18 protein-coding genes are annotated in these 25,990 nt (G+C 47.0%); 6 read left to right on the forward strand and 12 right to left on the reverse strand.

The genetic code is table 11. From position 1 onward, the window contains the following. Nucleotides 1-3,003 (forward strand): cation-transporting P-type ATPase (locus QUA45_RS20935; RefSeq protein WP_333222007.1); only part of this gene is annotated, 3,003 nt, incomplete at its 5' end. Between the two features lie 98 nt (nt 3,004-3,101). Here QUA45_RS20935 and QUA45_RS20940 read toward each other — a convergent pair. From QUA45_RS20940 to QUA45_RS20950, 3 genes are all read right to left on the reverse strand, one after another. Next, the gene (locus tag QUA45_RS20940; protein WP_333096191.1) at nt 3,102-3,581 is read right to left on the reverse strand and encodes a Uma2 family endonuclease; all 480 of its coding nucleotides are present in this window, start codon (nt 3,579-3,581) and stop codon (nt 3,102-3,104) included. 115 nt (nt 3,582-3,696) lie between these two features. Beyond that, a complete protein-coding gene (locus QUA45_RS20945) occupies nt 3,697-3,834 on the reverse strand; it encodes a hypothetical protein (RefSeq protein WP_333096192.1) in 138 nt (45 codons plus the stop codon). Between the two features lie 50 nt (nt 3,835-3,884). Further along, nucleotides 3,885-5,681 (reverse strand): ATP-binding protein, encoded by a 1,797-nt coding sequence (locus QUA45_RS20950; protein ID WP_333096193.1) that lies wholly within the window; start codon nt 5,679-5,681, stop codon nt 3,885-3,887. A gap of 540 nt (nt 5,682-6,221) precedes the next feature. Here QUA45_RS20950 and QUA45_RS20955 point away from each other — a divergent pair. Beyond that, nucleotides 6,222-6,359, forward strand: coding sequence for a hypothetical protein (locus tag QUA45_RS20955; RefSeq protein ID WP_333096194.1), 138 nt, complete (start codon nt 6,222-6,224; stop codon nt 6,357-6,359). Nucleotides 6,360-6,422: 63 nt separating this feature from the next. Here the strand turns inward: QUA45_RS20955 and QUA45_RS20960 are convergent, their stop codons facing one another. The 3 genes from QUA45_RS20960 to metK all read right to left on the reverse strand — a co-directional run bounded on the left by QUA45_RS20960 (nt 6,423) and on the right by metK (nt 11,446). Further along, nucleotides 6,423-8,339 (reverse strand): HEAT repeat domain-containing protein, encoded by a 1,917-nt coding sequence (locus tag QUA45_RS20960; protein WP_333222008.1) that lies wholly within the window; start codon nt 8,337-8,339, stop codon nt 6,423-6,425. A gap of 459 nt (nt 8,340-8,798) precedes the next feature. Beyond that, nucleotides 8,799-9,974 carry a family 10 glycosylhydrolase gene (locus QUA45_RS20965; protein ID WP_333222009.1) on the reverse strand — a complete coding sequence of 392 codons (1,176 nt, stop codon included), beginning with the start codon at nt 9,972-9,974 and terminating at the stop codon, nt 8,799-8,801. A gap of 209 nt (nt 9,975-10,183) precedes the next feature. Next, nucleotides 10,184-11,446, reverse strand: coding sequence for a methionine adenosyltransferase (metK, locus tag QUA45_RS20970; protein ID WP_333096197.1), 1,263 nt, complete (start codon nt 11,444-11,446; stop codon nt 10,184-10,186). Between the two features lie 302 nt (nt 11,447-11,748). Here metK and QUA45_RS20975 point away from each other — a divergent pair, with 302 nt between their 5' ends. Next, nucleotides 11,749-13,473 (forward strand): AAA-like domain-containing protein, encoded by a 1,725-nt coding sequence (locus QUA45_RS20975; protein ID WP_333096198.1) that lies wholly within the window; start codon nt 11,749-11,751, stop codon nt 13,471-13,473. 92 nt (nt 13,474-13,565) lie between these two features. On the opposite strand, the gene QUA45_RS20980 is transcribed toward QUA45_RS20975, so the two are convergent. Together QUA45_RS20980 and QUA45_RS20985 are read right to left on the reverse strand one after the other, a co-directional pair. Beyond that, nucleotides 13,566-13,913 (reverse strand): rhodanese-like domain-containing protein, encoded by a 348-nt coding sequence (locus QUA45_RS20980; protein ID WP_333096199.1) that lies wholly within the window; start codon nt 13,911-13,913, stop codon nt 13,566-13,568. 98 nt (nt 13,914-14,011) lie between these two features. Then, nucleotides 14,012-14,719 carry a hypothetical protein gene (locus QUA45_RS20985; RefSeq protein WP_333222010.1) on the reverse strand — a complete coding sequence of 236 codons (708 nt, stop codon included), beginning with the start codon at nt 14,717-14,719 and terminating at the stop codon, nt 14,012-14,014. A 118-nt stretch (nt 14,720-14,837) separates the two neighbouring features. On the opposite strand from QUA45_RS20985, the gene rpsD reads away from it, so the two are divergent. After that, nucleotides 14,838-15,446, forward strand: a complete 609-nt coding sequence (gene rpsD, locus QUA45_RS20990) for a 30S ribosomal protein S4 (RefSeq protein WP_006631941.1) — start codon at nt 14,838-14,840, stop codon at nt 15,444-15,446. A gap of 272 nt (nt 15,447-15,718) precedes the next feature. On the opposite strand, the gene QUA45_RS20995 is transcribed toward rpsD, so the two are convergent. From QUA45_RS20995 to QUA45_RS21010, 4 genes are all read right to left on the reverse strand, one after another. Beyond that, on the reverse strand, nt 15,719-16,921 hold the full coding sequence (locus QUA45_RS20995; RefSeq protein ID WP_333222011.1) for a catalase: 1,203 nt from the start codon (nt 16,919-16,921) through the stop codon (nt 15,719-15,721). Nucleotides 16,922-17,121: 200 nt separating this feature from the next. Beyond that, nucleotides 17,122-18,768 carry a peroxidase family protein gene (locus tag QUA45_RS21000; protein ID WP_333222012.1) on the reverse strand — a complete coding sequence of 549 codons (1,647 nt, stop codon included), beginning with the start codon at nt 18,766-18,768 and terminating at the stop codon, nt 17,122-17,124. Between the two features lie 84 nt (nt 18,769-18,852). Continuing rightward, nucleotides 18,853-19,899, reverse strand: a complete 1,047-nt coding sequence (locus tag QUA45_RS21005) for a DUF2235 domain-containing protein (RefSeq protein ID WP_333222013.1) — start codon at nt 19,897-19,899, stop codon at nt 18,853-18,855. 636 nt (nt 19,900-20,535) lie between these two features. Continuing rightward, nucleotides 20,536-21,969: an MFS transporter gene (locus QUA45_RS21010; protein WP_333222014.1), complete on the reverse strand. Its 1,434-nt coding sequence runs from the start codon at nt 21,967-21,969 to the stop codon at nt 20,536-20,538. An 802-nt stretch (nt 21,970-22,771) separates the two neighbouring features. Between QUA45_RS21010 and cbiD the strand changes: the two genes are divergently transcribed. Next, nucleotides 22,772-23,893, forward strand: a complete 1,122-nt coding sequence (cbiD, locus tag QUA45_RS21015) for a cobalt-precorrin-5B (C(1))-methyltransferase CbiD (protein ID WP_333222015.1) — start codon at nt 22,772-22,774, stop codon at nt 23,891-23,893. Between the two features lie 347 nt (nt 23,894-24,240). Continuing rightward, nucleotides 24,241-25,842 carry a glutamine-hydrolyzing GMP synthase gene (gene guaA / locus QUA45_RS21020; RefSeq protein ID WP_445304930.1) on the forward strand — a complete coding sequence of 534 codons (1,602 nt, stop codon included), beginning with the start codon at nt 24,241-24,243 and terminating at the stop codon, nt 25,840-25,842. The last annotated feature ends 148 nt before the right edge of the window (nt 25,843-25,990 follow it).

The raw sequence follows: 25,990 nt of genomic DNA on the forward strand, positions 1-25,990 counted from the left end.
CTATTTCTAAGGTGGGGATGTATGGCGATACCGCATCAACCAATTTGGACCCTATCACCAGAAGATGTATATCAATCCTTTGAAATCAGCGAGAACGGGTTGTCTGATGAGGAAGCTTTCGATCGACTCGTAAAATTTGGCACGAATGAGTTGCCAGAACCCGCACATCGCCCTCTGTGGCTAAGATTTACCGATCAGTTAAGGCACTTTATGGCCCTGCTGCTATGGGTGGCAGGGATTTTGGCATTCATTTCGGGAACCCCTCAATTAGGTTGGGCAATCTGGGCGGTGATCGGGATTAATGCTGTATTCAGTTTTTGGCAAGAGTTTCAAGCAGAGCAGGCATTAGCGGCCTTAAAGAACGTGTTACCGATGCAGGTGAAAGTGTATCGGAATGGGGAACTAAAGCAGATTCCGGCACGGGAACTGGTGCGTGGAGATGTGATGCAATTGGAAGAGGGCGATCGCATCTCTGCGGATGCTCGGTTAGTTACTGCCGAAAGCCTGTATTTGGATATTTCTGTAATGACTGGCGAATCGCTTCCTGTTGCCCGTAACGCTCATCCGGTGCGGGTGCGCGAAGCTGCATCAATCCGGGCTGGCAAAACCATACCAGCGGGCGAACATCCCTTACAAGAAAAGGTCAATCTGGCGGAAATCCCAAATTTGGTACTGGCAGGCTCGACGGTTTCGTCAGGAAGGGGCGTTGCTGTGGTGTATGCCACGGGAGCACAAACCGAGTTTGGTCACGTAGCCCATCTCACTGCCGTTGTGAAACGTGAACCCAGCACGTTGGAAGTGCAGGTGGCTGATATTGTGCGGATCATCACTGCGATCGCCCTTGGTATGGGAGTTCTGGTATTTCTGCTGACATACCTGCTGGTGGGGATGGAGCTCAAAGAGAGCTTTATTTTTGGGATCGGGATCATTGTGGCGCTAGTGCCAGAGGGGTTACTGCCGACGGTTACTTTGTCATTGGCGATCGGGGTGCGGCGAATGGTGCGCCGTAATGCTTTGGTGCGTCGTCTTTCGGCTGTGGAAACCCTGAGCGCTACAACGGTGATCTGCACCGACAAAACCGGAACGTTGACTAAAAACGAAATGACGGTGCATTATCTCTGGCTTCCCTGGGAATCTTCGGAGAACAGCCCAAATCCTGCCAGCCAAGAGTCGGCTGTCTTACCACCTCTTAACGGCAAGCAGAAATCTCATCCACCGATGACGCCGACTCTGATTGAAGTGACGGGCGCTGGATACGATCCTACGGCTGGTGAGGTTCAGATTCCCGCGAATTTTGAAGAATCCTGGAAAGTCAATTTGTTGCTTACGGGGGCGGCACTTTGCTCGAATGCACGGCTGATTCACCTGACAGCGCCTAGCCGTTGGCAAGAAATTGGCGATCCAACAGAAGCGGCTCTGCTGGTGGTTGCTGCCAAAGCCGGATTGAATCTGGAAACTTTGCAAAAACAGCTTCCCCGCTTGCGGGAGGTGCCTTTTGATTCTCGTCGCCGGATGATGACGGTGGTGCTGGACTGGCGATCGTCCGCGCTATGGAACAGCGATTTGCCGAACCTGGCTTTTACCAAGGGGGCACCGCTGGAAGTGTTGCGACACTGCACATCTATCTTGCGGAATGGAACTCTCTCCGAACTCACTCAATCCGAGTCGAATGAAATAGTTGCGGCTAACGATGAGTTAGCCCAGCAGGGCTTTCGGGTTTTGGGGGTGGCGGCGCGCCGTGGGGGAAGTGAAATGTTGGATTTGCGATCGCAAGACTTAGAGCAAAACTTGATTTTTATTGGTCTGGTGGCGATGTTTGACCCGCCCCGTCCAGAGGTAAGAGAGGCTCTTGCTCAGTGCCATCAGGCAGGAATTAAGGTGACGATGGTGACGGGTGACTATGGACTGACTGCTGAGGCGATCGCCCGCAAAATTGGATTAGTTACCGATTCTGTACGGGTGGTAACGGGTGAAGGCATGGGGCATCTGTCGGATGCTCAATTGCAACAAATGCTGAAATATCGATCGGGGCTAGTGTTTGCTCGGATGTCTCCTGAGCATAAGCTGCGACTGGTGGAAGCGTATAAAACGATCGGGGATGTAGTTGCGGTGACGGGGGATGGAGTCAATGATGCTCCAGCATTAAGGGCTGCCCATATTGGCATCGCGATGGGGATGAATGGCACCGATGTGGCACGAGAAGCCGCCGATATTGTCCTCACCGATGACAACTTTGCGACGATCGTCGTCGCGATCGAGGAGGGGCGAGCCGTGCATCAAAACATCCGCAAATTTATGACCTACATCCTGGCATCAAACCTGCCGGAATTAGTACCATTTCTGTTCATGGTGACGTTGAAGATTCCTCCTGCACTGGTGATCATGCAGATTCTTGCTATTGATTTAGGAACTGACATAGTGCCTGCATTGGCATTGGGCGCAGAACGGGCAGAAGCCGGAACGATGCAGCAGCCCCCCCGGAAAAAATCGCAACCGCTTCTCGATCGGTCTCTGCTGTTGCGCGCCTATGGCTTCTTGGGATTGCTGGAAGCTGCCCTAGCGATGGCAGCATTTTTTGTGGTGTGGTGGAGTTACGGTTATGACTTGGCAGAATTACAAGCAGCAACGCCAAGCATTCTGTCTCGTTCAGCAGATGCCGCTACGATCGCCATCTATACTCAAGCCATCACTATGACTCTGGCATCGGTTGTGGCTTGTCAAACGGGCAATGTCTTTGCCTGCCGATCGGAACGCGGATCAATTTTGCGGCTTGGATTCTTTTCTAATCCACAAATCTGGCTCGGAATTGCCATTGAATGGATTTTAGTGGCGATCGTAATCAATAACGAATTTCTGAGTCGCATCTTTTCGACAGCACCTTTAACGCCCTGGCAATGGCTGCTATTGCTGGTGTGTCCACCGATCGTTTTAGGAGCAGAAGAACTACGAAAAGTCGTGTTTCCTGGGAAATTCAGGCCCAATCAGAGCCTGTCAGGCAATTAGGTTGAATTTTGTGAACACTTGCTACTCCTAACTGCTGACGATCGCATTTACGGATACAGATACATCTAGAAATGCGATCGGGTTAATTGTTCCGCCTGTTAGCGTGAATTTAGAGGCGTAATCCCCGTCTTGAGGGTCTCGAAATACGAACAACTGTCTCTTTTTGAGGCTAACTGCCAGTATTCGGGGATGCCAACTTCAGCGTAGATTTTGGTTTTCGTCTCTACATCTTTGACGAGTGTGGAATCAGAGTATTCAATCACCCAAAAAATGTTTTCTGGATAGGAGTGATGTTCGAGGTATGTGCGACCCAAGGGCTGTACGATCGCGAGATCTGGTTCTGGTTCTGAGTTGTTAGGAAGAGTAATCGGTTGTGCCGAGCGGATTGTAGCGCGATCGCCCAACAGCCGAATCAGATACGTTCCTGCTTCGCTGCTAAAATAGGCGTGGGGTTTCCCTTCCGGCGATATTTCTACAATTTCTCCTTTTAGTAATTCTACGCGCCGATTTTCCAAGATACCTGCAGATATCATTTGGTGGTATTGGGCGATCGTCCATTTAGCTGCAACTACGCTCATGGCGATGTTTTTTTGTTGCTTTCTAATCTTTGATTGTAGTCCATAGCTCTTATCATTACTGCATTAACAGTTCGCGCCTCCTCAAAAATATGGATCGCGTTGACCGCTCACAGTCTCAAAAATCTGGCGAATCCCCAAAATTGATCGCCCCGAACTTTCTCGCAAACCCGATCGCGAAACCTAATCTTTCTGTGCGATCGCCCCCACTCACCAGGCTAAAGCATTTTGACATCAAGCCAGAGGTTTGAAACATAAATTTTCGCCCCTCTGCCTACCCCCTAAATCTCTCGCCCAAACATCACATCACCCATTTCCGGCCGGTATCCGCACAGTGAAAATAGATCCTTTTCCCTTTTCGCTTTCTACCAAAATTTCCCCGCCCATCATCTGACAGTAGTAGCGGCTAAGTGTCAGCCCCAAGCCGGCGCCGTCGTACGGTCGCGTTGATGAACAGTCAGCTTGCACAAAAGCTTCAAACAATTTGTGCTGTTGTTCTTGCGACATTCCAATTCCGGTATCCTTAACCGATAAGCAAATCCAATCCGACTCTTCAACATTCAGCAGAGGACAAGCGATCGCCGCAGAATTAGTTTCATCGGCAGGTATTGGATCGTCAATCGCCGATCGCCCTGCTGCATTCAACTTGCCGCTTCCTTCAATGCGCCTGACAGTTAGTTTAACTCTGCCGTTTTTGGTGAACTTAGCAGCATTACTCAGCAGGTGCATCAAAACCTGCCGCACTTTTTTGAAATCTGCGTGCATGATACCCGCAGTTCGATCGCACTCAATCTCTAAAACATTGCCATTTTTTTCTACCAACGGTTTCGCGGCACACGCAACATTGTCAACAAGGGATTCGATGTCAAACTCTTGGATTTCGAGTTTCATCCCCCCTGCTTCAATTTTTGACAAATCGAGGATATCGTTAATCAAAGATAGCAGGTGCGTGCCCGCCTTCTGAATCTTCTGCAAGTCGGGTACAAACTCATCAAATCCCGCATCTTGGGCATCTTCTGAAAGTAGTTGACTGTAGCCGATAATCGCATTTAAAGGAGTCCGCAATTCGTGGCTCATGTTTGCTAAAAACTGGCTTTTAGCAGTGTTAGCGGTGACGGCGGCTTCCTTAGCTTGTTTCAATTCTTTTGTATGTTCCGAAACTCGCTCGATTAGGTGATTGAGAGACGCAGCTAATGAGCCTATTTCGTCTTGTCCGGTGACGGAGGCTCGCAAATCAAAATTCGACTCGGCGGCCACTTGTTTGGCAATCTGAGTGACGCTCACGACTGGTTTAGCGATCGCCCGACTGGTACGGTCAGCCACCATTCCGGCTACCACGACCGACAGCAGCATACTAATAATAATTATGGCTTTTTCCATTCCTTGAGCGTCTTCCATCACTTCACCGCCTTGCCCCTCTTGCTGCTGGGCAATATCGAGGATTTGTCTCAATCTCTCAAGGCTGCTGTTGAGCTGTTTTACACCTTCTCCGCTTTCTGTGGCCAACAATTTTGTGGCCGACTCTATCTCCCGACGTGACCTTTGCGATTGCTGGATTTGCTGCAAAGCTGACTTGAGAGTATCGGCATAGGATTCTAAATCTTCCGTGCAATCTTGTAGTAAACTTTTGAGAACTTCCGGCTTTGCTGCCAGCCAAGCAGGTTGGCTATCGGCAAACTTTTCTATGCGTAACCGCAGCTCTTTTGCCTGTAAAATGCTCTTGACAAACTGCTCTTCTTGAAGTTTCAGCTTGGCGGAATTATCTACAAAAGCAGCTAGCTGTGATCCCTGCAATTGTGCCGCCATCGCTGCATCTTTAAAATTGCCTAGTAATTGCGCTTGTAGGTGAGCGTCATTGAATTGTTTTAATCCTTGTCCTTGGTAGTAATCAGCAATTACCAGCCCGCTCAAAGAGCCAAAAAATCCGATTCCTATTGCCAGAAAATACCCGCGACCAATTTTTTTATGGATGGACAAAGCACCAATTTTATATGGCCAAGTTTGGCGGAGTTTTAAGGATGGTATTTCTACAAAATCCTTGCTGGATATTTTATTGTGTGCGGTTTCTAGAGAAGCGACTCGTTCAGAAATAAAGAGCGGCATCAGTTTACCTACCTTGCTATTTTTTTGTTTATCTTTCGCGTTGCCACAGGTTCTTTCTGCGGGTTAAATGGTTCTAACTCTCGATTAAACTCGCCTTGGTATTCCCAAACGGCAACTGATAAACTTGCTTCGTTCCCGGTTTTTTTTAGCAAGTTAATTTTGGACATATGCAACCGCTGTATTCTGCTAAAATCTACCACGCTCTTAAGTTCTCCAAATGGAAAGCTTGTCTGTTTAACCGTAGACATCTGCGAAAAAGCATCTGAAACTATTGTCGAGTCAGAGGAGAAACTTAAATTCGGTTGATGTCTAAGAGATAATTAGGCTGTTGATGACTGTTGCCAAATTACTTTTTCGACTCGTAAAAGTCTGCCACAGGCAAAAAAAAATAAAAATTTATACACGCAGTGAATTATCTCTGCGTGGAATGTTACAGGCAGAAAATTCTCTCTGACCTGTTTTGCCTGTGAGTAGCCCAAAGCTGATATTGTCTGTTGACAATGCACCCGATTCCTCAGCTTGGGAGTTTTGCTGCCAGCAATGCGACGATTGCTTGACGGTTTTTTTCGATCGTCCGACAACTTTGTAGCACAGAATGTCACAAATGCAGGAGCCGATCGAACTTTTGCACCCTGGCGATCGACTTTTGGCACCGTTGCCCCGCACAGACAAGTCTGAGGTGAAGTGTCGTTAGTTGAGTATAACTGTAGCGCTTGCAAAAAGAAACCCGGTTTCTGCGAGTCAACTGTTGGCGATTGCGAGTTCTGGAGTTGCGGTGCTCAATTCGATCGCCAGTGCTAGCTTACCGTCTCTACCCAAAGCTTCATCGGCCAAGTGTACCATCCAGCGATTCGGCTTGGCTTGGGGTCTGGCGGCGAGAACAGCGGCCCAAGCTTCCCGTTCTTTGCCGCGACCCAACAGCGCAGCACAAACAGTCAAAGCTGTGGCAGTTGAACGGCTGATCCCACTTTGGCAGCAGATCAGCAAACTGCCTCCCTGTGGTGACATTTTGAGGGCAAAGTCAATAATTTTAAGTACATCCTCAATGGTAGGCAAGATTTGATCGGGGTCGTCAACGGGGGTGTCGAGATCGTTAAACTCCAGGCACATTCGGTTTGAGATTCGATCAAAAGTTTTGGGTTCGGGGACGCCTGGACTGCCGATCGAGATCAGGTATTTAATCTCGCGTCGCGCAGGGCGCTCAACAATGTATTGGCTGGCTTCTACTTGCGAAGCTATCAGGATTTCCGGCAGTTTTTCATTCGAGAAATCTGCCGAGACTGAGTGATCAAAATCAACTGTTTCTGCCTCAGTCCTGACATCCGCCAAGTATTGGGCAGCCAGCGCCCGAACGTCAGCAAATTCGCGATTTAAAGCTGTTTCCAGAGCCAAAATAGCAGCCGTTGAGCCAATTTGACCGAGGGATTTAACAGCCTTTTGGCGCACTCCAGAATTTTCGTCCCCCAGCAGCCGCACCAAACCTGCTATAGCTTCCTCTGTCCCAATTTCCCCCAAAGCAGCAGCAACTCTCCACCGCACATAAGATTCGCTGTCGCCAATTGCGCTCGCCAGTCCCGCGACCACCATTTTTGGCAATTTCGCATCTCCCTCTGTATTGATGTTCCCAAGGGCAACCGCCGCCCTGCCGCGCACGAAAATGTCTCGATCCGAGAGCGATCGGATTACGGCCACCATAGCTGCCTCGCTGCTGATTTCTCCCAAGGCAGAAACTGCACTGCCCCGCACGTCTGAGTCGTTATGGTTGAGGGCTTGTACCAGACCCGCCACAGCCGTTTCCGTGCCGATTTGTCCCAAGGCCTCGGCGGCCCTCAAAGAAACTGCATAGGAGTCTGGGTCGTCGTGAAGCAATTCTATTAAGCTGGGTACTGCCTCACAATCGCCGATTTTCCCCAAAGCCGCCGCGGCCCTAGCGCGGACGATGTGATTTTCGTCTCTGAGGGCATTCAGCAGCCCGGGAACTACCTCAGAGACGCCGATTTTCCCGCAGTTGACCGCCGCCCGCCAGCGCACCTCGGAGTCGGGGTGATTGAGGGCTTTCAGGAGCGCGGGGACGGCTGTTTTCGGGTTAATTTTGCCCAAGGCCCAAACAGCCCGGGCGCGCACCTTGGACTCTGGGTGTTTGATGGCTTTGACCAGTGCTATGGCGGCGGGTTTCGAGTTAATTTCTCCTAAAGCCCAAGCGGCCCAAGCTTGCAATTGGGAATCTTGGGATTCGAGCGATCGGGCTAATTCAATTACTGCTGCTTCGGAGCCGATTTTGCCGATCGCTCGAATCCCCTCAAGGCGCACTGCACTTTGTTGGTGGTTCAATGCGGCCACCAGCATTGGAATTGCCATATCGGAACTTGTTAGGGCCAGCAGTTGAATTTTGAGCAGCGGCGAAGTGGGGATTTTGTCGATTAATTTTATGGTAGCTGTTTGAAATTCTGGCTTTACCGTTCCTGCTAGCTTCGAGCCGAGTTTTAAATTTACTTTTAGAGCTAATTTTACTGCCCGCAAAGCCAGACTTTGCTGTTCTACTTGCGGCAATATAGTCGCCAAGGTGCGCATCCCTTGTTTTTGTTTCAAATATTTATGATGGAATTGAGCATCGCTGAGCTCGGGTAGCTGTTGGATGAGGCTTGCTGCTGAAGTCACTGATTTATCCTAATATTTTGGCGAGCGGTTGAGATTGCTCTTTTAAACTGTCTTTCAAAAATATGGCGTCTACAAAACGCTACTTCTAAAAAAAAGCTTGCACCCACTTCTAAAATATGTCTTATTCCACTATTTTTGCAACTCCCCAATTATTAATTATCGGGTTTGTTTGGGCGATCGGCTTGACAATTAGTTGCGCTTGCTGATTGGCATCGCTGCGCTTTTAACTTGCCTAACTCTGCTATATCATTTTATACTCACATCTTGCACCATTGTCAGGAAGAGGCAAGATGCCTGTTCCACAATAAAATTCAGCCTTTGTGGAACAGGCATCTTGCCTGTTAATCAAAGCTTATTGAGAATGGTGCAAGATCTTATTCTATACCCACTTGGTTTGAAATAGCGATCGGCGCGGTTGACTGCTGCTAACCGGAAACAGCTTGATTGCGGGACAATCTCTCAACGAGCATAGGGCCCTTTTTTCAAAACCTTAGCCAAAGCATTATCGTTATCTCGCAAACCTTCGTAAAAAAACATCACTTCTCCTTGAATCCCGCAAGAGCGGTTGTAAGCAATTACTTGCAACAACAGTTCGGGAGTTATGCTATATTTGCTGCCTCGATTCGTCAACAAAATACCGGGCGACACGCACTTTACTTGCTGGCCACTAAGCTGTCCCCCAATCATTTTATCGACCAATTGTTTGTAAGCATTAAAATCGCGGCGATAAAACTGCGGGTGAAACACATCGACAAAGTTTTTGTCAACCCAAGCTTTAGAATCTTGCAAATATTCCACCAATCCCCAGTCATAAGGACTCGGCGACATCGATAGCAACAAATCGGGATTAATAGCTTTCACTTCTCGGTGTAAACGAGCTACAAACTCAGTAATAATATTAGCACGCCACTGCAGCCAATGTTGTTCTTTACAATCCGACGGCGCTGCTTTACCGCACTCTTCTAGATAGCGTTTAACCGTTTTTTCGTCGTAACCGCCTTCTACCGGAAACGCAATGCGATCGTCTCCTTGAACCCCGTTTACCGGATAATTCTTAGCAACTTCCAGCATCAACCCCAGCACAAAGTCTTGCACTTCCGGGTCAAGAGAATTCATCCAGTCAAAGTTATTTTTCTTCAGTAAATTGCCGCTGGCATCACGGGCGGTCCACTCAGGTTTTTTCGCCAGCAAATGACCGCCCTTGCGATTGTAAGAACTCACAAATCCGTATTCAAAACAAGGAATTACTTTTAAACCAACTCTCTTGGCCTCAACACATATTTCTGCTAAGGGGTCGCGACCTTGATAGCGCGAGTCAATTTCCACCCCAAATTTTTCTCGCATAATTTTAGAAGGATAAGCCGTATAACCCTGGCTCCAAATTATAGGAAAAACGGTATTAAATCCCGTATCGGCGAGAAAGTCCATTGCCTCAGCAATCCGCTCTTTTGATGTGAGAACTTTGGAGTCAGTGGTGGTTATCCAAACGCCGCGAATTCCACCAGGATTGTTAGTCGCAAACGAACTTGGCAGCGTTGCTGGATTTGGTGTAGAAAATCCAGTCGTCGCCAACCGCTGTTGGAGGGAAGAGGTAAAACTGCGAATTGCTGATTGGAAAGGTGTGAAAAATCCCATTTATTTATTTAATCTTTTTTGTTGTAAGGTAGGCACTCCACCCGCTACGTTATTGATTGGTAGCACCCGGTATTATTTATAGATAAGATGCGCCGAAGAACCGCCTATATTATTTATGGATAAGGTGCGGAGTACGCACCCTACATTCATTGGTAGCACCCGATATTATTTATGGGGATAAGGTGCGCGGCGCGCACCCCAAAATTGTACTATCCAGCTACTCCCGACAACTTCTGGCTCAAAGCTTCTTTCAAAAGTTCTGCCTTATCAGTTTCCTCCCAAGGCAACTCTAAATCAGTGCGTCCGAAGTGACCGTAAGCCGCCACATCTTGATAGAAACGGCCGCCTCTTTCAGCAGGCAAATTCTGCAAGTTAAATGCTTGAATGATTCCTGCAGGACGCAGTTCAAAATGCTGCTTCACAACTTCTAAAAGGCGATCGTCATCAACTTTCCCAGTGCCAAAAGTTTCGATCATCATGCTAACCGGCCGCGCAACGCCGATCGCATAACTCAACTGCACTTCGCACTTTTGGGCCAAACCAGCCGCTACGATATTTTTAGCAACGTAGCGACAAGCATAAGCCGCGCTGCGGTCTACCTTGGTGGGGTCTTTCCCAGAAAAAGCGCCGCCGCCGTGACGGGAATAGCCGCCGTAGGTATCCACAATAATTTTGCGGCCCGTCAAACCCGAATCTCCTTGAGGCCCGCCGACCACAAATTTGCCGGTGGGGTTGACAAGGAAGCGAGTTTCTGCATCCGGCTTCACGCTAATATCGGCAAACACGGGTTGGACGATAGCAGTCCAAAGGTCTTCTTTGATTTTGGCTTGAACTGCGGCTGTGTCTGTGATGTCGCCGATCGTTTCTGTGTGCTGCGTAGAAATTAAAATCGTATCTATGCCAACAGGTTTGCCGTCCTCATAGATGACTGTAACTTGGCTTTTGCCGTCGGGACGCAGGTAAGATAACTGACCGGTTTTGCGGACTGCGGCCAGTTGACGGCAAATCCGGTGCGCTAAACTGATCGGCAGAGGCATCAATTCCGGCGTTTCGTTGCAAGCAAAGCCGAACATCAAACCTTGGTCGCCAGCGCCGATGGCGTCCAATTCCTCTTCACTCGATTGTTCCCGGCTTTCGTGGGCTGTGTTCACCCCTTGAGCAATATCGGGAGACTGAGAATCAAGAGCCACCAACACTGAGCAACTATTGGCCGAAAAGCCGTTGTCAGCGTGGATATAGCCAATATCGGCTATTTTTTTCCGGGCTAATTCTATGTAATTTACCTGAGCTTTAGTGGTAATTTCGCCCGTCAGCAGCATTAAACCGGTGTTGACGACAACTTCTGCTGCGACGCGGCTTTTGGGGTCTTCAGTCAGTAAGGCATCTAAAATCGTATCTGAAATTTGATCGCAGATTTTATCGGGATGGCCTTCAGTGACCGATTCAGAGGTAAACAGGTAGCGGCGTGACAATGATTATTTCTCCTTAGATAGGGGCTCTTCCTGCGCGACATCGACGACCAACGAGTTATTTGTCAGGTAAAGGCTCAGAATGATCGCGTCTGGGCTACCGTCGAATTTTTGTCGATCTGCAGAGCCGTGTTGAAGCAGGGTTTGAGACTGGGTAAAGTGACACTACTATAGCAAAGTCAGTTCCGGGAAGTCCCTAAAAACTTAGATTTTTTAGGATTGTCGATCGATCTTGGACACCGTTCGTCTATCTCCTAACCTGACAAAGGTAAGATAAAGTCAGGGTATCGCCTTGTGCAACGACTATGGCAGGACTCCAAAAATCACCAAACTCGATCCAAACAGTTGCCGAGCTAGATTTTCCCGGCGGGCCCATACCGCTTGACTCTCCATTTTATATTGAGCGCTCAGGGGCCGAAGCCTTGGCCTGTGCAGAACTTAGCAAACCCGGAGGCCTCGTTCGCATTAAAGCTCCCAAAAAAATGGGCAAAAGTTCGCTGATGCTGCGGATAATTGACGCGGCAGTCGATCGTGGATACCGCACAGTAAATGTAGACTTTCAGCAAGCCGACGCAGCGGTTTTTGCTAGTTTAGATAAATTTTTGCGCTGGCTTTGTGTCAATGTCGCTCGGCAACTCAAACTCGAACCAAATATCGATAAATTCTGGGATGAAGATATGGGCAGCAAGGTAAGCTGCACTATTTACTTTGAAAACTATTTGCTCGCAGAAATTGACAGTCCTATTGTTTTGGTTATCAACGAAATAAATCGAGTATTTGAACGCACCAATATTGCTCAAGATTTTCTGTCGGTGATCCGTTTTTGGTACGAACAAGCTCGCGCTAGCCCAACTTGGCAAAAACTCCGAACTGTGGTTATTCATTCGACAGCAATTTATATTGATTTGAATGTTAATCAATCTCCATTTAATGTAGGAATGCCGATTAAACTCTCAGAATTTACTGTTGAACAAGTTCAAGATTTGGCGTGCAGATACGGACTAAACTGGAGCGATCGCAATCCGATAGAGCAATTAATGAACATGGTAGGCGGGCATCCTTATTTAGTGCATTTAGCGCTGTATCACCTGGCTAGTTTGCTGCAAAGTCGCCTGTCCGTCGAGCGGGAGGAACCGGGCGAGGAACTAGGGCGAGCCGAATTGGCAGAACTGTTAACAGCAGCTCCTACTCACAGCGGAATTTATAGCGACTACTTGCAAAATCAGTCGCTCGCCATTCAACAGCAGCCCGAACTCGCCTCCGCCTTCCAACAAGTTGTCGATGCTAAAAATAGCATTCACCTCGAACCTTGGATGGCTTATCAGTTAGACAGCATGGGACTGGTCAAATTAGAGGGAAATAACTGTAGTTTGTCTTGCGAATTATATCGCTTGTATTTTCAAGGACAAAATTTGTGCGAGGACAAGTTGTCGATGGTTGGTTTTGAGGAGTTGCTGCGAGAAAATCAAAGGCTGCAAGCTTTGGTGAATGTGGACGAACTTACTCAAATTGGTAACAGACGATATTTTGATAGTTGCTTGCGAACGGAATGGAAACACATGGCTCGCGATGGGTATCCGATATCTTTAATTTTGTGCGATCTCGATTATTTCAAAATATATAATGATACCTACGGACATCAAGCTGGAGATGATTGTTTGCGATCGGTAGCTCAGACAATTCGCCGATCGCTCCAGCGTCCTGCTGATGTAGCTGCTCGCTACGGGGGCGAGGAGTTTGCTGTGATTTTACCTGAAACTGATGCGTCGGCGGCTGTGGTTGTTGCCGAACAAATTAGAGCGCAAGTGAAAGATTTGAAAATTGTTTTTAACCCGAAGAGTCTTGACGGCCTGCCTAATTGTGTGGTAACGATTAGTTTAGGAATTGCCAGCGTTGTTCCGAGCGAGGAAAATGATGCGGTAACGCTGCTACTGGCGGCTGATGAGGCTCTTTATGAGTCGAAAAGGCAGGGGCGCGACCGGCTCACTATGAGTACGCTTTTAAATTTTCGATTGGCTGCTCTTAATTAGGTAATTCGGGGAAAATATAATTCTTTTTTACACATACAAAGTCCGCCCGCGCGGACTCTGAAAAAAAGGATACTTAAGAACTGGATTTGATGTTAATAGCGGGGGACAGTTCGATCGACAACCATTGAGTAAGCATCAATGCCGCCAACGACATTTTTAACGTTCGTAAATCCTCGCTCAGTTAACCAATGGCACATTTGAGCCGATCGCACTCCGTGATGGCACAGAACGAGGGTTTCTTTGTCGCGATCGAGTCTAGCGTCAATTTCACCAGACCATTCGGCAAACTCGCTCAGCGGAAAAGCTACAAATCCCGGCAGCGCCGCGAGTTCAATTTCGTGAGGTTCCCGCACGTCTACAAGCTGTAATTTCTCAGCATTGGTTTCTGCTAATTGGCGAGCTAATTCTTCGACTGTAATTTGAGCAAAAATTTCTGACATTTGATTATAAAAAAGTAGTCATCAGTCCTCAGTCATTAGTCATCAGTTAACAGTCAACAGTCAACCGTTAACAGTCAACCGTTAACAGTCAACCGTTATTAATTGACGGGCGAAGGCGGTGAAATTAGCTCCACAGGAGGAGTAGGTGCAGGACGCCCGTCCAACTGGCTCACGCTGTCGCTGGGGTCAAGACAAGTGGCGATTAACCGGTCAGTGGGAAAGTCGAGCCTGCCACTCAAACCGACTACGCATTCAGCAAACTGTTGTGGCAATAAACTGCGGCGGCATCCATCGAGCACTACGAGGGGAGCAGCAGGTTGAGTTCGACTTTTGCCGTTAATATTCACTACGCAAGTAGCCAATTCGTTGGGGCGCCTCACCCGCCTACAGCTAGAGAGCGCTTCGACACCAGAAATATTGGTTTTGCGGTTGATTTGGAGAGCGCATTTAGATATGTCGCGGGGGTGGAGGGCATCAGCACAAGCGGCGGCGGCGGCCTCTGCTCCCACTCCGGCGTCGATTAGTTCCAGGGCGCAGACGCGATAGGGATTCCTAGAGCGAGGTATTCTAATCGTGATGGCTGAGGCTGGCGAGATTGGCAGTGCTGTGGCTAACAAACCGAGTGCTGCTAGCTGCGTGCCGAGAGCCAATATCCAGCGCGCGGTAGGCTTTGAGCCTGTCGGTGCTGGCTTTGGGGAAGAAGTGCGGGAGAAATTTCGGTTGTGCATGGCAGATCGAGTAGTGAGTTTTTTTGGCTGATTGGGGCGATCGAGCGATCGGCTTTTCCTTGAGAATTTACCGCACATTATGGATCGCGCTGCGGTCGATCGTTTTTTTATCGATCTTTGTTGGAATTTTGACCGTTACACACATATAATATAGAGTCTGCATAAAATTGCATACAGATATTAGAGAGGAAAATAAATGTCTCGATATCGAGGCCCCCGATTGAGAATCGTCCGTCGCCTGAAAGAGTTGCCGGGTCTAACCCGCAAAACCCCCAGACGAGATTATCCGCCTGGACAGCACGGTCAAAACCGCAAAAAGCTCTCTGAGTATGCGGTTCGCTTGCAAGAAAAGCAAAAACTCCGTTTCAATTACGGTGTGACGGAACGCCAACTGCTCCGTTACGTCCGCAAAGCCCGCCGTGTCACGGGCTCCACAGGTCAAGTGTTACTGCAATTTTTGGAAATGCGCTTGGACAATACTGTGTTTCGGATGGGAATGGCTCCAACCATTCCGTCCGCTAGACAATTGGTAAATCACGGTCACATAACTGTCAATGACCGTGAAGTCAATATCGCCAGCTATCAGTGCAAGCCTGGTGATGTGATTGCAGTGAAAAATAGAGAGCGCTCGCGCACAATGGTAGAAGCTAATCTCAAAGACCCAGGCTTGGCTCACTTGCCGAATCACTTGGAATTTGATAAGCAAAAACTAATTGGCAAAGTTAACGGCGTTATCGAACGCGAGTGGATTGCTCTACAGATTAACGAACTGCTAGTGGTGGAATACTACTCGCGGCAAGCTTAAGTTATTAGTCATCAGTCGTTGGTCATTAGTCATCAGTTGGTTGCTAGCAGAATAATTAATAATTGGGTACGAACCCAGTTATTGATTAATTGCTACTGAATAATGAGGGCTAAGGACTGAGGACTAAGAATTCATAATTTTCAACACTCCCACCCCCTAAAAAGGGATGGGATTTTTTGAAGGTTGCGCTTGTTAACTTCCTTGAGTTGCCATTTGCTCAGACGAGACCTGGCTGAGGGCATTAAATGATGTCCGATCCCCAAATTTTTCCTTTAAAATGTTTCTTCTCCGGTTGGTTCGTGGTGGACAAGACCTCGCTTTTGAAGGCGATAATTCGCTACAACGGGATAAACAACACCGCGTATCCGATTGATCGCACCTACTGGACGATGAACTGCTAAGCCGTTCCAGGGAGAATATCTCAGGTTTTCGTTGAAATCAGATTGTTTTTCATAATCAATAATCTGATGCTTGACGGTAAGACGACCTACTCTCAAGAAGGGTGATTCCTTTTCCTTCCAGACATTGATACCATCGTCGATCGGCATTTTTAGGCTGGTTTGGAACTGGATGCCAAAATCCCACCAGTATTGGGCATCAGGTTTCGCCAAGGCTTGAATTAGATCGTCCCGATAATAATTATCTGGTTTATTGGGATCTAAACCCAAGGCTTTAGCGCGATCGACAAAGGGAATTTTAGGAATTCCCGGTCGAGATTGTTCTGGAATTATTTCATGCGGTGGTTTGCATGAAATCGGAGTAAACCCATACTTAATTACAGCAGGATATTCGACAGGAACTAGACCAGGCTTAGAGGGATCGAAATCGGGATTGAGACCCAAAGCAGAGGGTGAACCGCTCCAATATTTTGCTGTTAGCAAACTCTTCGGAGTCCGGCTACCCGTAAGCGTCGAGACCGCTAGAAAGTGTCTGGGATGTCGTATTAGCCACTTTTTCAATGCCTCTGGTGATTCAACCAGAGCAGAAAAAAAGCCGTAGTAGTCTTTGATGGTTTGGCTCACAAATATCTCTGAATTGTGAACAATGATATCCTGGGTTTTTAACTCGTGGCTTTGCGCGAGTCGTTCCCCTTCCACCCCCATCACTTTCACTGATATTGAGCGCGAATCTTTTTGGTAATCAGGGTATACTTTGGTAGCCCCGTTAGCAAATCGCAACCAAACAGGATATTCCTTGGGTTTTGCTAGCAAACCTTGCTTAAGGGAAATAGCATTGAGTCGCGAAGAACTTAACGAAGCGCGTTTGCCCAATTCGCGTTTAATCGCTTCCTCATCAAAGTCAAAAATTTCCAGAGTTCCTTTAACGCAAGCATGAGTTTTGGCGTGAGTATCTCGCAGCGCACGCTCCTTATCCCCGTAAAGATTATCCATCCGAAGCTTGGCCTGCTCAACAAGAAGATCGTAGTATTTGAGTTCGTCCTGTTCCGGATATTCGGTAAATAACTTTTTGTTCATAACATAACCTTCGGTTAATCGCTAAAAAAGGCTCTACACAAACCGTTGCATCTGTTAAACAGTATAACTGCTGGTGCAATTGCTTCCGAATTGCCGTAGCTGAATCGCTTGCGAAAATATCGCGTTTTTCTTCCTCATTTTTGAGGGCGCAGGTGTGTTTGCGCCCCCCACTACCTTGAGTCTTAGTTGTCAGCTACAACTTAAAGCTCGAAGGAGACTTTGTACTTAGGATCGCTTGGAGGAACATTACGATTCACTAAATCAGAGACTGTTTTGGTATTTTGGATAATTTCCCAACCAACCTCAGAAAAAGTTTCCTTATTGAAGACTTTAGGCGATAACAAAGGATTAGTTAAAGCTTGGGAGAAAGCATCAATGCCAATTATCCGTGCTACTAAAGGCGGAATTGCTGAATTTTTGCGGACATCTTCAGCGTACAATCCCACAAATAATTCAATCTTATCAACATGACCGTACAACTCTTTTAATTTCTGTTGAGCGTATTCGTCACCCGTAATTTGATTGAAATCAGTCACCCTGGGATAACCACACATTTCGCGGTAATCGTTATAACTGGCTAACTGCGCCTGCCGTCCGAGTTTAACAGATGCTAGTTCGGTAGCATCAATAAATGTATAGGGTGTTCCTGCGATCTTAAAATCAGGTGTGTTAAACAAACCAATTCTAGTGCCTGGTTGGGAACAAGTTTCTTCCATCAATGCACCCAACCCTTTATCGATTAACATCTGATTATTCCAGAGGGAATCGTACATGGATTGTTCTTTACCGTCATAGATAAAGGTTTCCGGAATCGCACTATGCCAGCGATAGACAAAACTAAACTCAATCGCCATCCAATTTTCTCGATACCAACTTTCCTTGGTAAAAGCTTCAGGATCGGCAAAGAACCTAAAATTATAGGGCGTAATGTGGAAAATGTACTCTTCCATAATGATATTGAGAACAATCACCATGAGAATATTTCTCGCGGTTTGGAAGAGCCTCTCATCGTCCCATTCCGGATAGCTTTTGGACAAAACATCACAAATTCGATTATGCTCCCTGATACATAAAGTGTTGAGCGTGACATAGCCAATTTGGACGTTTGCCCGTTCAACTCCCATTGCAAATAGCTTGCCTTTCTTTTCGGCGGGTTGTCTTTTCTCATCATTAAGGGGTGCATGAAGACCTTCAAATTGAGGATCGACAATACCCAGCTCGGGATCGGCATAATAAAAGAGTGGATACTCTTCTTCTACGCCATCTTTGCGCTTGAGTTTTTGAGTTTTAAATTTACCGTCTTTGAAAGCTCTGAGCATATTTGTTTGTTTGCGGGTCAACCCGTAAACATTACACATATCAATCTGATGGTTGGAGGTATTTTTGAAGCGGTTTTCCTGATCGATCCGGAGAAAACTATCTGTAAACCACTGCACCCAATAGGGAAATAGCAGAGTGGATTTTTCCGAATAAATGGTTTTTCCATCTCTTTTTTGGAATAAGGTCTTTACTTTGTCGAGTGGTGGTAAATTCCCTTCTTTGTTGAATTCTGGGTCGGGAGGTAAATGTCGCCCAGTATAAGTCTTGTCTGTAAGTGAATCCCAAGAGATGTAGGTATCAGTTTTTTTGGGAATATCTGTCCCTGGAATTTTGGGATCTAAGCCCATTAAGCTATAGGGAAGCGGGCGAGTCGGAAGTTTGTAAATGATGCTATTTAGAAAAAATTTGTTGAGTTTACGTTTCAGAGGCTCGTAACTTTGAACTAAATCCCAAATTGGTTTGAAATGAGTCAACGTATACGCTAAAGCTTTGTTGCTAAATCCATCTCTAGATGTATCTCTTGTCATGATTGCTTTTCCTTTCGATTGTTGTAGATTAGGTAGATTACAAAGTCTTCTGATGTTCGGTTCTGAGAGTTTGATAAAGTTCGATCATTTTTCTCGATTTTCATCAATTACTTTGGAGAGAATCTTTTGCAGATTCTTAGGCCGATAGTCTTGGCGTTTTTTCAATCGCTCGATCGCGCTTTCATGAAGATCCTCAAGGGTCTCTCCCACCTCGCGCCACTTGATTCCTGCCAATTTGAAGAACCCAGGATTGTTTTGAAATGGAACCTTATAATCAGGCTTGATATCCTCAATAGCCTCTGGCTCAAATTCCAGCTTCAATTCAAAGTCACTGATTTGATCCAACATCCACTTCAAGACAGCATCTGATAACCCGCGGTATTCTGGCGTACCACCGCCGATGCAGCCATGCTCGCCTGGAAACCAAACTTGACGAAGCTTCTGGTTCGGGGCATCAGGATTTTTCTTCATCAGGGTAACATCAAAGACTTCGCGAATTTCGTCGATCGCAACGGCGTGCAACGCATTCTCAATATCCTTATTTAAAGTGGTGTCGTGGAATTTGTACCTTGTTTTGATCTGTCCCTCAAACTTCTTCAAGGCGGGTACAAGAGGAATACCAAGGGCTCCAACGGTGTCGAAACAACCAAGCAAGGTAATCGGGACGCGATCGCCCTTATCTTTGCCGAATTTTTCGCGGAAATTTTTTGCTTCCGAATGCTTTGGTGAAATCTCTCGCTTACGGTAAAGCTCGTAAGCTTGTGATGCCATGGTAACGTTACGGCGGGATAGGAGACCGGAGCAATAGATCATCCCCGCTAGACTCCTGACTGTGTAAGCACCACGACTGAACCCGAATAGATAGATTTCGTCACCCTGATCGTAGTTGAAAGAAAGAAAACGATAGGCATCTTGTATATTTTTATCGATTCCCAGCCCAGTGACTCCGCCCATAATCTTGTTACTGTCTACTCCAATTCCCTCGTCATAAAACACGATCTGCGGAACCCCGTCACTGGCTGTCCGTTTCACGGCCTGGGCAACCCTAACCACATTAGTTGGGCACTGAGTATCTAGTTTGTTCCAAGTTCCATCACAGCAAACGATCAGACGTTTCCCTGGTTTCGTCATTTTTATATTCTCTCTTTGAATCTGAAAATTTGATAGCGACCTGTAATTGCTAATCGGTTACTTGAGATTCCCCGTTCCCCTTTTTGGGTCGCTTGAGGCAAGCCCTCCTAATTTCTTGCTCGACGAAATTGTTATCTGGTTGGGCAATCTTTAGCTATTTCGATTCTCAGGATATTAGTCCCAAAACACTCTATAGTCTAGCTGGCTGTATTAAAATGTTAATTTTATTTATTTTTCTTAAATTAAAATATTTACAGTGTGAAATAGTAGCTTTGGTTCTGGGAAAATGCTCGCTTTTCCTAAAAAGTAAAATATTTACAGCGTGAAATAGTAGCTTTGGTTAGGGAAAAATGCTCGATTCTCCTAACAGAAGTAGCGCTCCGACGCCCTAGCTAAGAAACATTTAAACACATTTACGCTATGCCAGGTCAGTTTTTAGAACAGCTATATCTGATCTATTTGTCAGTTGGCTGCAAGATAATGGTGACATATTGGCAGAAGACATAGCAGGTTTGGACTATGTTTTGGATTAATATTTGTTTCAAGCACTCTCAGGTTTTGTGTGATTTGCTTGAAGTTTTTAGCAATCTGTGGGCTTTTCTGGTTTCTCGATCGGTAAATTTGTGCGAAAAATTCCTAGTCGCGGTTTAAATTGAAACGTCCCAAAGTGGGGACGATCGACCGCAGCGAAAAGCTGCGGGGTTCTCGCACCAAAATCAAAGGCAGCAAGCCGAATAGCCGCACACCAGCCGAGAGGGCAAACAGTGCCCCCAAACTCATGCCGGGAAGTTCGGCAAGAAAGCCGCCGGCGGTAGTTCCCAAAGCCCCAGCTAATCCAGAAACCGCTGCGGCGATCGCAAAATAAGTCGAAGGTTGCTCGATCGACGCTATCTCCATTTGAATATTCTTAGTACAAAGGTCGATCGCCCCTAAAGTCGTCCCCCCCAACAAGTGCAGCAGCGGCAGCCATACCCACACCGCAAACGGGTAATTGCCCGTACCCAACCACAACAAAGGTGTTATCGCCACCACCAGCCCCACCCCAATTAGCAGAGGGCGATTTCCCCAGCGATCGGCCAACTTACCCCAAAACATCAGCAGCAGTAGATTTGCACCGGAACTTAAGCTGGTGTAAATCGTTACCAAACTCACATCCAAGCTTAAATTTTTCAGCAGGTAGATATTAAAAAAAGGTGCGCTGAGATTAACTGCAAATGTCCACATACTGAAGTAAAGAATAAACATTAAAAAATTAGAATCTTTCAGCACAGAAGGCACAAAATCTGTTACTCGCTTTTCTTTTTTTTCTGTAAGCCGATCGCTCTCAGCGTCTTTTTTGTATACCTGGGGATTCACATCAACCATAAAGAATTGACACCCCAAACTAATCATTCCCGCCAAAACACCCACAAATAAAACAATACCGTAGCCGAAAATTGGATCGGCGCCCCAAGTTGACACTCCCAATCCCATCAACGGCACTCCCAGCAAAGTGATGAGGCTGACAGCACTGTTGCGAAAGGCAAAATAGCGTCCCCGCAAGCGCTGAGGAACCACAGCAGCCATCCAACTGAACCAGCTAGAATTGGCAAAAGCTGCCAGCACGCTAGCTGCTACGACTGTTACCAGCGTCCATTGAAGCAGTTGGTGGAGGTCTTGGTGCTGGGAACCCCAAACAATTGCCACTGCCAGCACCAGCCACAGCAGCCGCGACACGCCGAATACAAAAAGGTTGTACCAGTGGCGGCTGGTTGTCCGGTCCGCGATGTAGGCTCCTAATGGTTGCAGGAGATTTACCACCATCGGAATAGCGGAGAATATACCTATTTCCACGCTGCTCGCCCCGAGTTGCAGCAAGAAATTGCTCAGCAGCACGCCGCCGGTTGCCGACTCGAAGATAGCGGCAAAAACACCGTCTAGAGTTGAGGCTTTCAGGGTCGATCGAACCTCTTGTTTAGAAATTTTGAGATCTTTTTTTGAAGATAAAACGAGCTGAGATATTTGATTGTCTAGTATTTCAGGAGTCTGAAGAGATAGAGGTTCATTTAACTCTGCAACTGGTTCAAACATAAAGTAATAGGATTTTAGTCGGAGATTAAAGAATTGCCCAATCCTGCTGTGGCAAGGGTTTGAGGCTGGCTGGTCATTAAATTATTTTTCACGCGCAGGTGTCAATAAAATTTAATCTCTACGCTCAAAATTTCTGAGCTAGCCTTTTAAGATAAAACCAGCCCCGCCTTCAAGATGTGAGCTTGAAAGCTAGACTGGTACTTCCGGGTAATGGTTATAAATATAGATGGCAAGCGATCGCTGGCACATCAACCGCTTGGGAGATATAAGTTTGCTGATTTTACAAAACTAGGTTTTAGGGCTTAACAAGGAAGCGAGCGCAGCATTTCGCCTGCCAAAAATTGCTCGAATTCCGCCTCAAACAAGCCACCCCAAGGGCCAAAACAAATTTCGGGCCCGATCCTCCATTCCGCTCTCAAACCTTTACGGCTAGCTAAATATATAGAATGAAAGACGATCGACTTGCGGAGTATAGATGCTAACTATTTTTACCTAATTCCTGGAATCTGTTTGTTCAGTCCCAGCGCTGGCGAGAGAGTTCGGGTTTTTTGTGAAAATCGCCCCCAGGTGCCGCTAAAGCTTCGGAGTGGGTTATTGGCGAGCATCTACGAGGGCTTCGCTAACGCACATCAAAAAAGTGTGACTGAGATCGGCAACTGGTAGGACAAAATTATTACTTGACAAAAATTATGCTAACTGCAGATAATAGCAAACTCTAGAATTAAACTTAAACATTTGAAAGATATTACTGCTAATGTGTGATGTCAAGTACCAGCAAATTTACGGATTTTTGTATTAGATTGTGACAAAAGATCAACCTTTATCCGGGTATACACTGCCAGTATTTGCCTGTGCAGCCGCACTTGCAGCTTTGCGGTGCTTGCGTGAGGGTATCCAATCTGTTGATAGTGTATCAGTAAATTTACTGGAACCACAAATAACCGCAGAAATTCCGATCGAGCAGGCGTCTCTACTCAAAACTGGTACCGCTTTAGGAGTGACTCGCTCCGATCCGGGGGACAATCTCGATCTGACTCGCAATACCCCCGTTTGGGCAATGGTGGAATTGGGGAGAGAAGGAGAGGGGGAACAAATACAGATTGTTGGCGGGGAGGGAATTGGACATCATAAAGCAGGTGGAGGAGCGGCAATCTATGATTACGCGATGCGGTTGTTGCGATCGAATCTGAGCCGAGAACTCGCACAGTCCGAAAAAATTACTGTCACGCTGATTCTGCCGTCTGGTCGGCAACTAGCCGCCCGCACTTCTAACGAAGCTTTCGGCGTGGTAGAAGGACTTTCGCTGCTAGGTACAACAGGCATTTCTCAACCGCTGAGCGCCCCGGGACAGTTGGAAGTTTACCGCGAACAACTGCAACAAAAAGCCAAACTGTTTGACTGTTTGGTTTTCTGCATCGGCGAAAACGGCTTGGATTTGGCTCGACAACTGGGGATTAATCCTGAGAGGCTAGTCAAAACCGCTAATTGGCTCGGCCCGCTGCTGGTAGAGGCCGGATGTCAGGGGGTGCAGTCAATTTTGCTGTTTGGCTATCACGGAAAGCTGATGAAATTGGCAGCGGGAATTTTTCACACTCACCACCACCTCGCTGACGGGCGCAGGGAAATTCTCACAGCTTACTGTGCTAAGGCTGGAATGCCTGCTGATGCGTGTTCCGCAATTTTTGCCGCAGCAACAGCCGAAGAGGCTCTCGGACAACTGCGGGCTTTGGAGGCTCAAACTGGCAACAATTGGGTCGATCGAATTTACGGCGACATCGCCCGACAAATAGACTTGCGGTCATCGGATTGCATTTTTACTCACACTAACTTGCACATCCCCGTGGGCTCGGTGATGTTCGGGCGCGATCGCAAAATTATTGTTAAAAGTGAAATAGGAGATACATTTTTGACCCAAATTTGTTAATGTAGTGTGAATATCCCTGAATTCTGTTGAAAACCTCGCTCAGGGATAATATTTAACAAGTAATAATTCTTTGTCCCTAGACCTTAATTATACTAGGTTGCTTGGGGACGCAGTTTCTGACGCCAGAGTTTAATTAATTAGGGTAAGGATTGAAGTAAATCTATGCTTGTCCTCGACCCTATTAATAGACTACGAGCGCTGACTGCAATCTAGTATAAATAAGATTTATTCCTAGCGACTAATGCTTGCTCGCCTTCCTCAGTCTTGTAGTGAAGCCGCTACAAATACATCCCCTAATTTCTGCCCAATTAGCAATTAGCAATTACGCAATAACCGTGACTACTCAAATAAAAACTGAATCAGACCTCACCAGCTCTTCTCTGGGGCAGATCGATCGCCAGACGATCGTGATTCTCGACTTCGGTTCGCAATATTCCGAACTGATTGCTCGTCGCATTCGCGAAACTCAAGTATATTCAGAAGTTATTTCTTACCGGACTACGGCAGAACAGTTAAAAGCTATCAATCCTAAAGGAATTATTCTTTCAGGAGGTCCGAGTTCTGTATACGATGAAAAAGCACCCCACTGCGACCCAGACATTTGGAATTTGGGAATACCCGTGTTGGGAGTGTGTTATGGGATGCAGTTGATGGTAAAGCAGCTCGGAGGCACGGTAGAGCGGGCTAAGTTAGCCGAATACGGCAAGGCATCGCTATTTATTGACGATCCGACCGATTTGCTGACAAATGTCGAAGAAGGCAGCACGATGTGGATGAGTCACGGAGACTCGTGTTCCGAGTTACCGTCGGGTTTTGAGATCCTCGCTCACACGGGCAATACTCCGTGTGCTGCTGTTGCTCACCACGAGAAAAATTTGTACGGGGTTCAGTTTCACCCAGAAGTAGTTCACTCGATCGGGGGAATAGCTTTAATTCGCAATTTTGTTTACCACATTTGCGAGTGCGAACCGACTTGGACGACTGCTACCTTTGTGGAGGAATCGATTCGCGAAATTCGAGAGCAAGTGGGAGATAAACGAGTTTTGCTGGCTCTATCGGGCGGCGTAGATTCTTCTACTTTGGCTTTCTTGCTGCACAAGGCGATCGGCGACCAACTTACCTGTATGTTTATCGACCAAGGGTTTATGCGGAAGTATGAACCAGAACGGTTGGTAAAATTATTTAAAGAGCAATTCCACATTGATGTTGAGTATGTTAATGCTCGCGAACGCTTTTTAGCTCAACTTGAAGGGATTACCGATCCTGAAGTAAAACGCAAGCGGATCGGTCATGAATTTATCAATGTATTTGAAGAAGAATCGAAGCGTCTTGGCCCCTTTGACTACCTCGCACAAGGTACTCTTTATCCTGATGTGATTGAGTCGGCTGACACTAATGCAGACCCGAAAAGTGGCGAACGAGTTGCTGTTAAAATTAAAAGCCACCACAACGTCGGCGGTTTGCCGAAAGATTTGCGATTTAAGCTGATTGAACCGCTGCGAAAATTGTTTAAGGATGAAGTGCGAAAAGTCGGCCGGTCGATCGGGCTTCCCGAAGAAATCGTGAACCGACAACCTTTCCCCGGCCCGGGATTGGCGATTCGGATTATAGGAGAAGTTACCGCAGAGAGACTAAATATTTTGCGGGATGCTGACTTCATTGTTCGCCAAGAAATTAACCGGCACGGATTGTACGGTGAACTTTGGCAAGCTTTTGCAGTTTTGCTGCCGATTCGCAGTGTAGGCGTGATGGGCGATCAGCGCACTTATGCTTACCCGATCGTTCTGCGGTTTATTAAGAGTGAAGACGGGATGACTGCTGACTGGGCGCGGGTTCCTTACGATTTGTTGGAACTGATATCGAACCGGATTGTGAATGAGGTTAAGGGAGTGAACCGGGTGGTTTACGATATTACTTCTAAGCCACCGGGAACGATCGAGTGGGAGTGATTTGTAGTTAGCGATTAAGTAGGCGGACTAATTTTTTTGTCTGTCTACTTATTTTGATTTTGGATAAAAGAGCGATTCCCTCTGGGATAGCGACGCTTCACCGGCTTTAGGGGATGGGGGAGTGGGAAGGGCGATCGCTTTTATAGAA

Origin of the sequence: Microcoleus sp. Pol12A5, from assembly GCF_036701435.1 — a bacterium.
Classification (GTDB): Bacteria; Cyanobacteriota; Cyanobacteriia; order Cyanobacteriales; family Microcoleaceae; genus Microcoleus.

Coding starts and splice junctions, on each gene's coding strand:
- QUA45_RS20940 (WP_333096191.1), bottom strand. CDS start 3,581: ATGAGCGTAGTTGCAGCTAAATGGACGATCGCCCAATACCACCAAATG.
- QUA45_RS20945 (WP_333096192.1), bottom strand. CDS start 3,834: ATGTTTCAAACCTCTGGCTTGATGTCAAAATGCTTTAGCCTGGTGAGT.
- QUA45_RS20950 (WP_333096193.1), bottom strand. CDS start 5,681: ATGCCGCTCTTTATTTCTGAACGAGTCGCTTCTCTAGAAACCGCACAC.
- QUA45_RS20955 (WP_333096194.1), top strand. CDS start 6,222: ATGCGACGATTGCTTGACGGTTTTTTTCGATCGTCCGACAACTTTGTA.
- QUA45_RS20965 (WP_333222009.1), bottom strand. CDS start 9,974: ATGGGATTTTTCACACCTTTCCAATCAGCAATTCGCAGTTTTACCTCT.
- QUA45_RS20975 (WP_333096198.1), top strand. CDS start 11,749: ATGGCAGGACTCCAAAAATCACCAAACTCGATCCAAACAGTTGCCGAG.
- QUA45_RS20980 (WP_333096199.1), bottom strand. CDS start 13,913: ATGTCAGAAATTTTTGCTCAAATTACAGTCGAAGAATTAGCTCGCCAA.
- QUA45_RS20985 (WP_333222010.1), bottom strand. CDS start 14,719: ATGTGCGGTAAATTCTCAAGGAAAAGCCGATCGCTCGATCGCCCCAAT.
- rpsD (WP_006631941.1), top strand. CDS start 14,838: ATGTCTCGATATCGAGGCCCCCGATTGAGAATCGTCCGTCGCCTGAAA.
- QUA45_RS20995 (WP_333222011.1), bottom strand. CDS start 16,921: ATGAACAAAAAGTTATTTACCGAATATCCGGAACAGGACGAACTCAAA.
- QUA45_RS21000 (WP_333222012.1), bottom strand. CDS start 18,768: ATGACAAGAGATACATCTAGAGATGGATTTAGCAACAAAGCTTTAGCG.
- QUA45_RS21005 (WP_333222013.1), bottom strand. CDS start 19,899: ATGACGAAACCAGGGAAACGTCTGATCGTTTGCTGTGATGGAACTTGG.
- QUA45_RS21010 (WP_333222014.1), bottom strand. CDS start 21,969: ATGTTTGAACCAGTTGCAGAGTTAAATGAACCTCTATCTCTTCAGACT.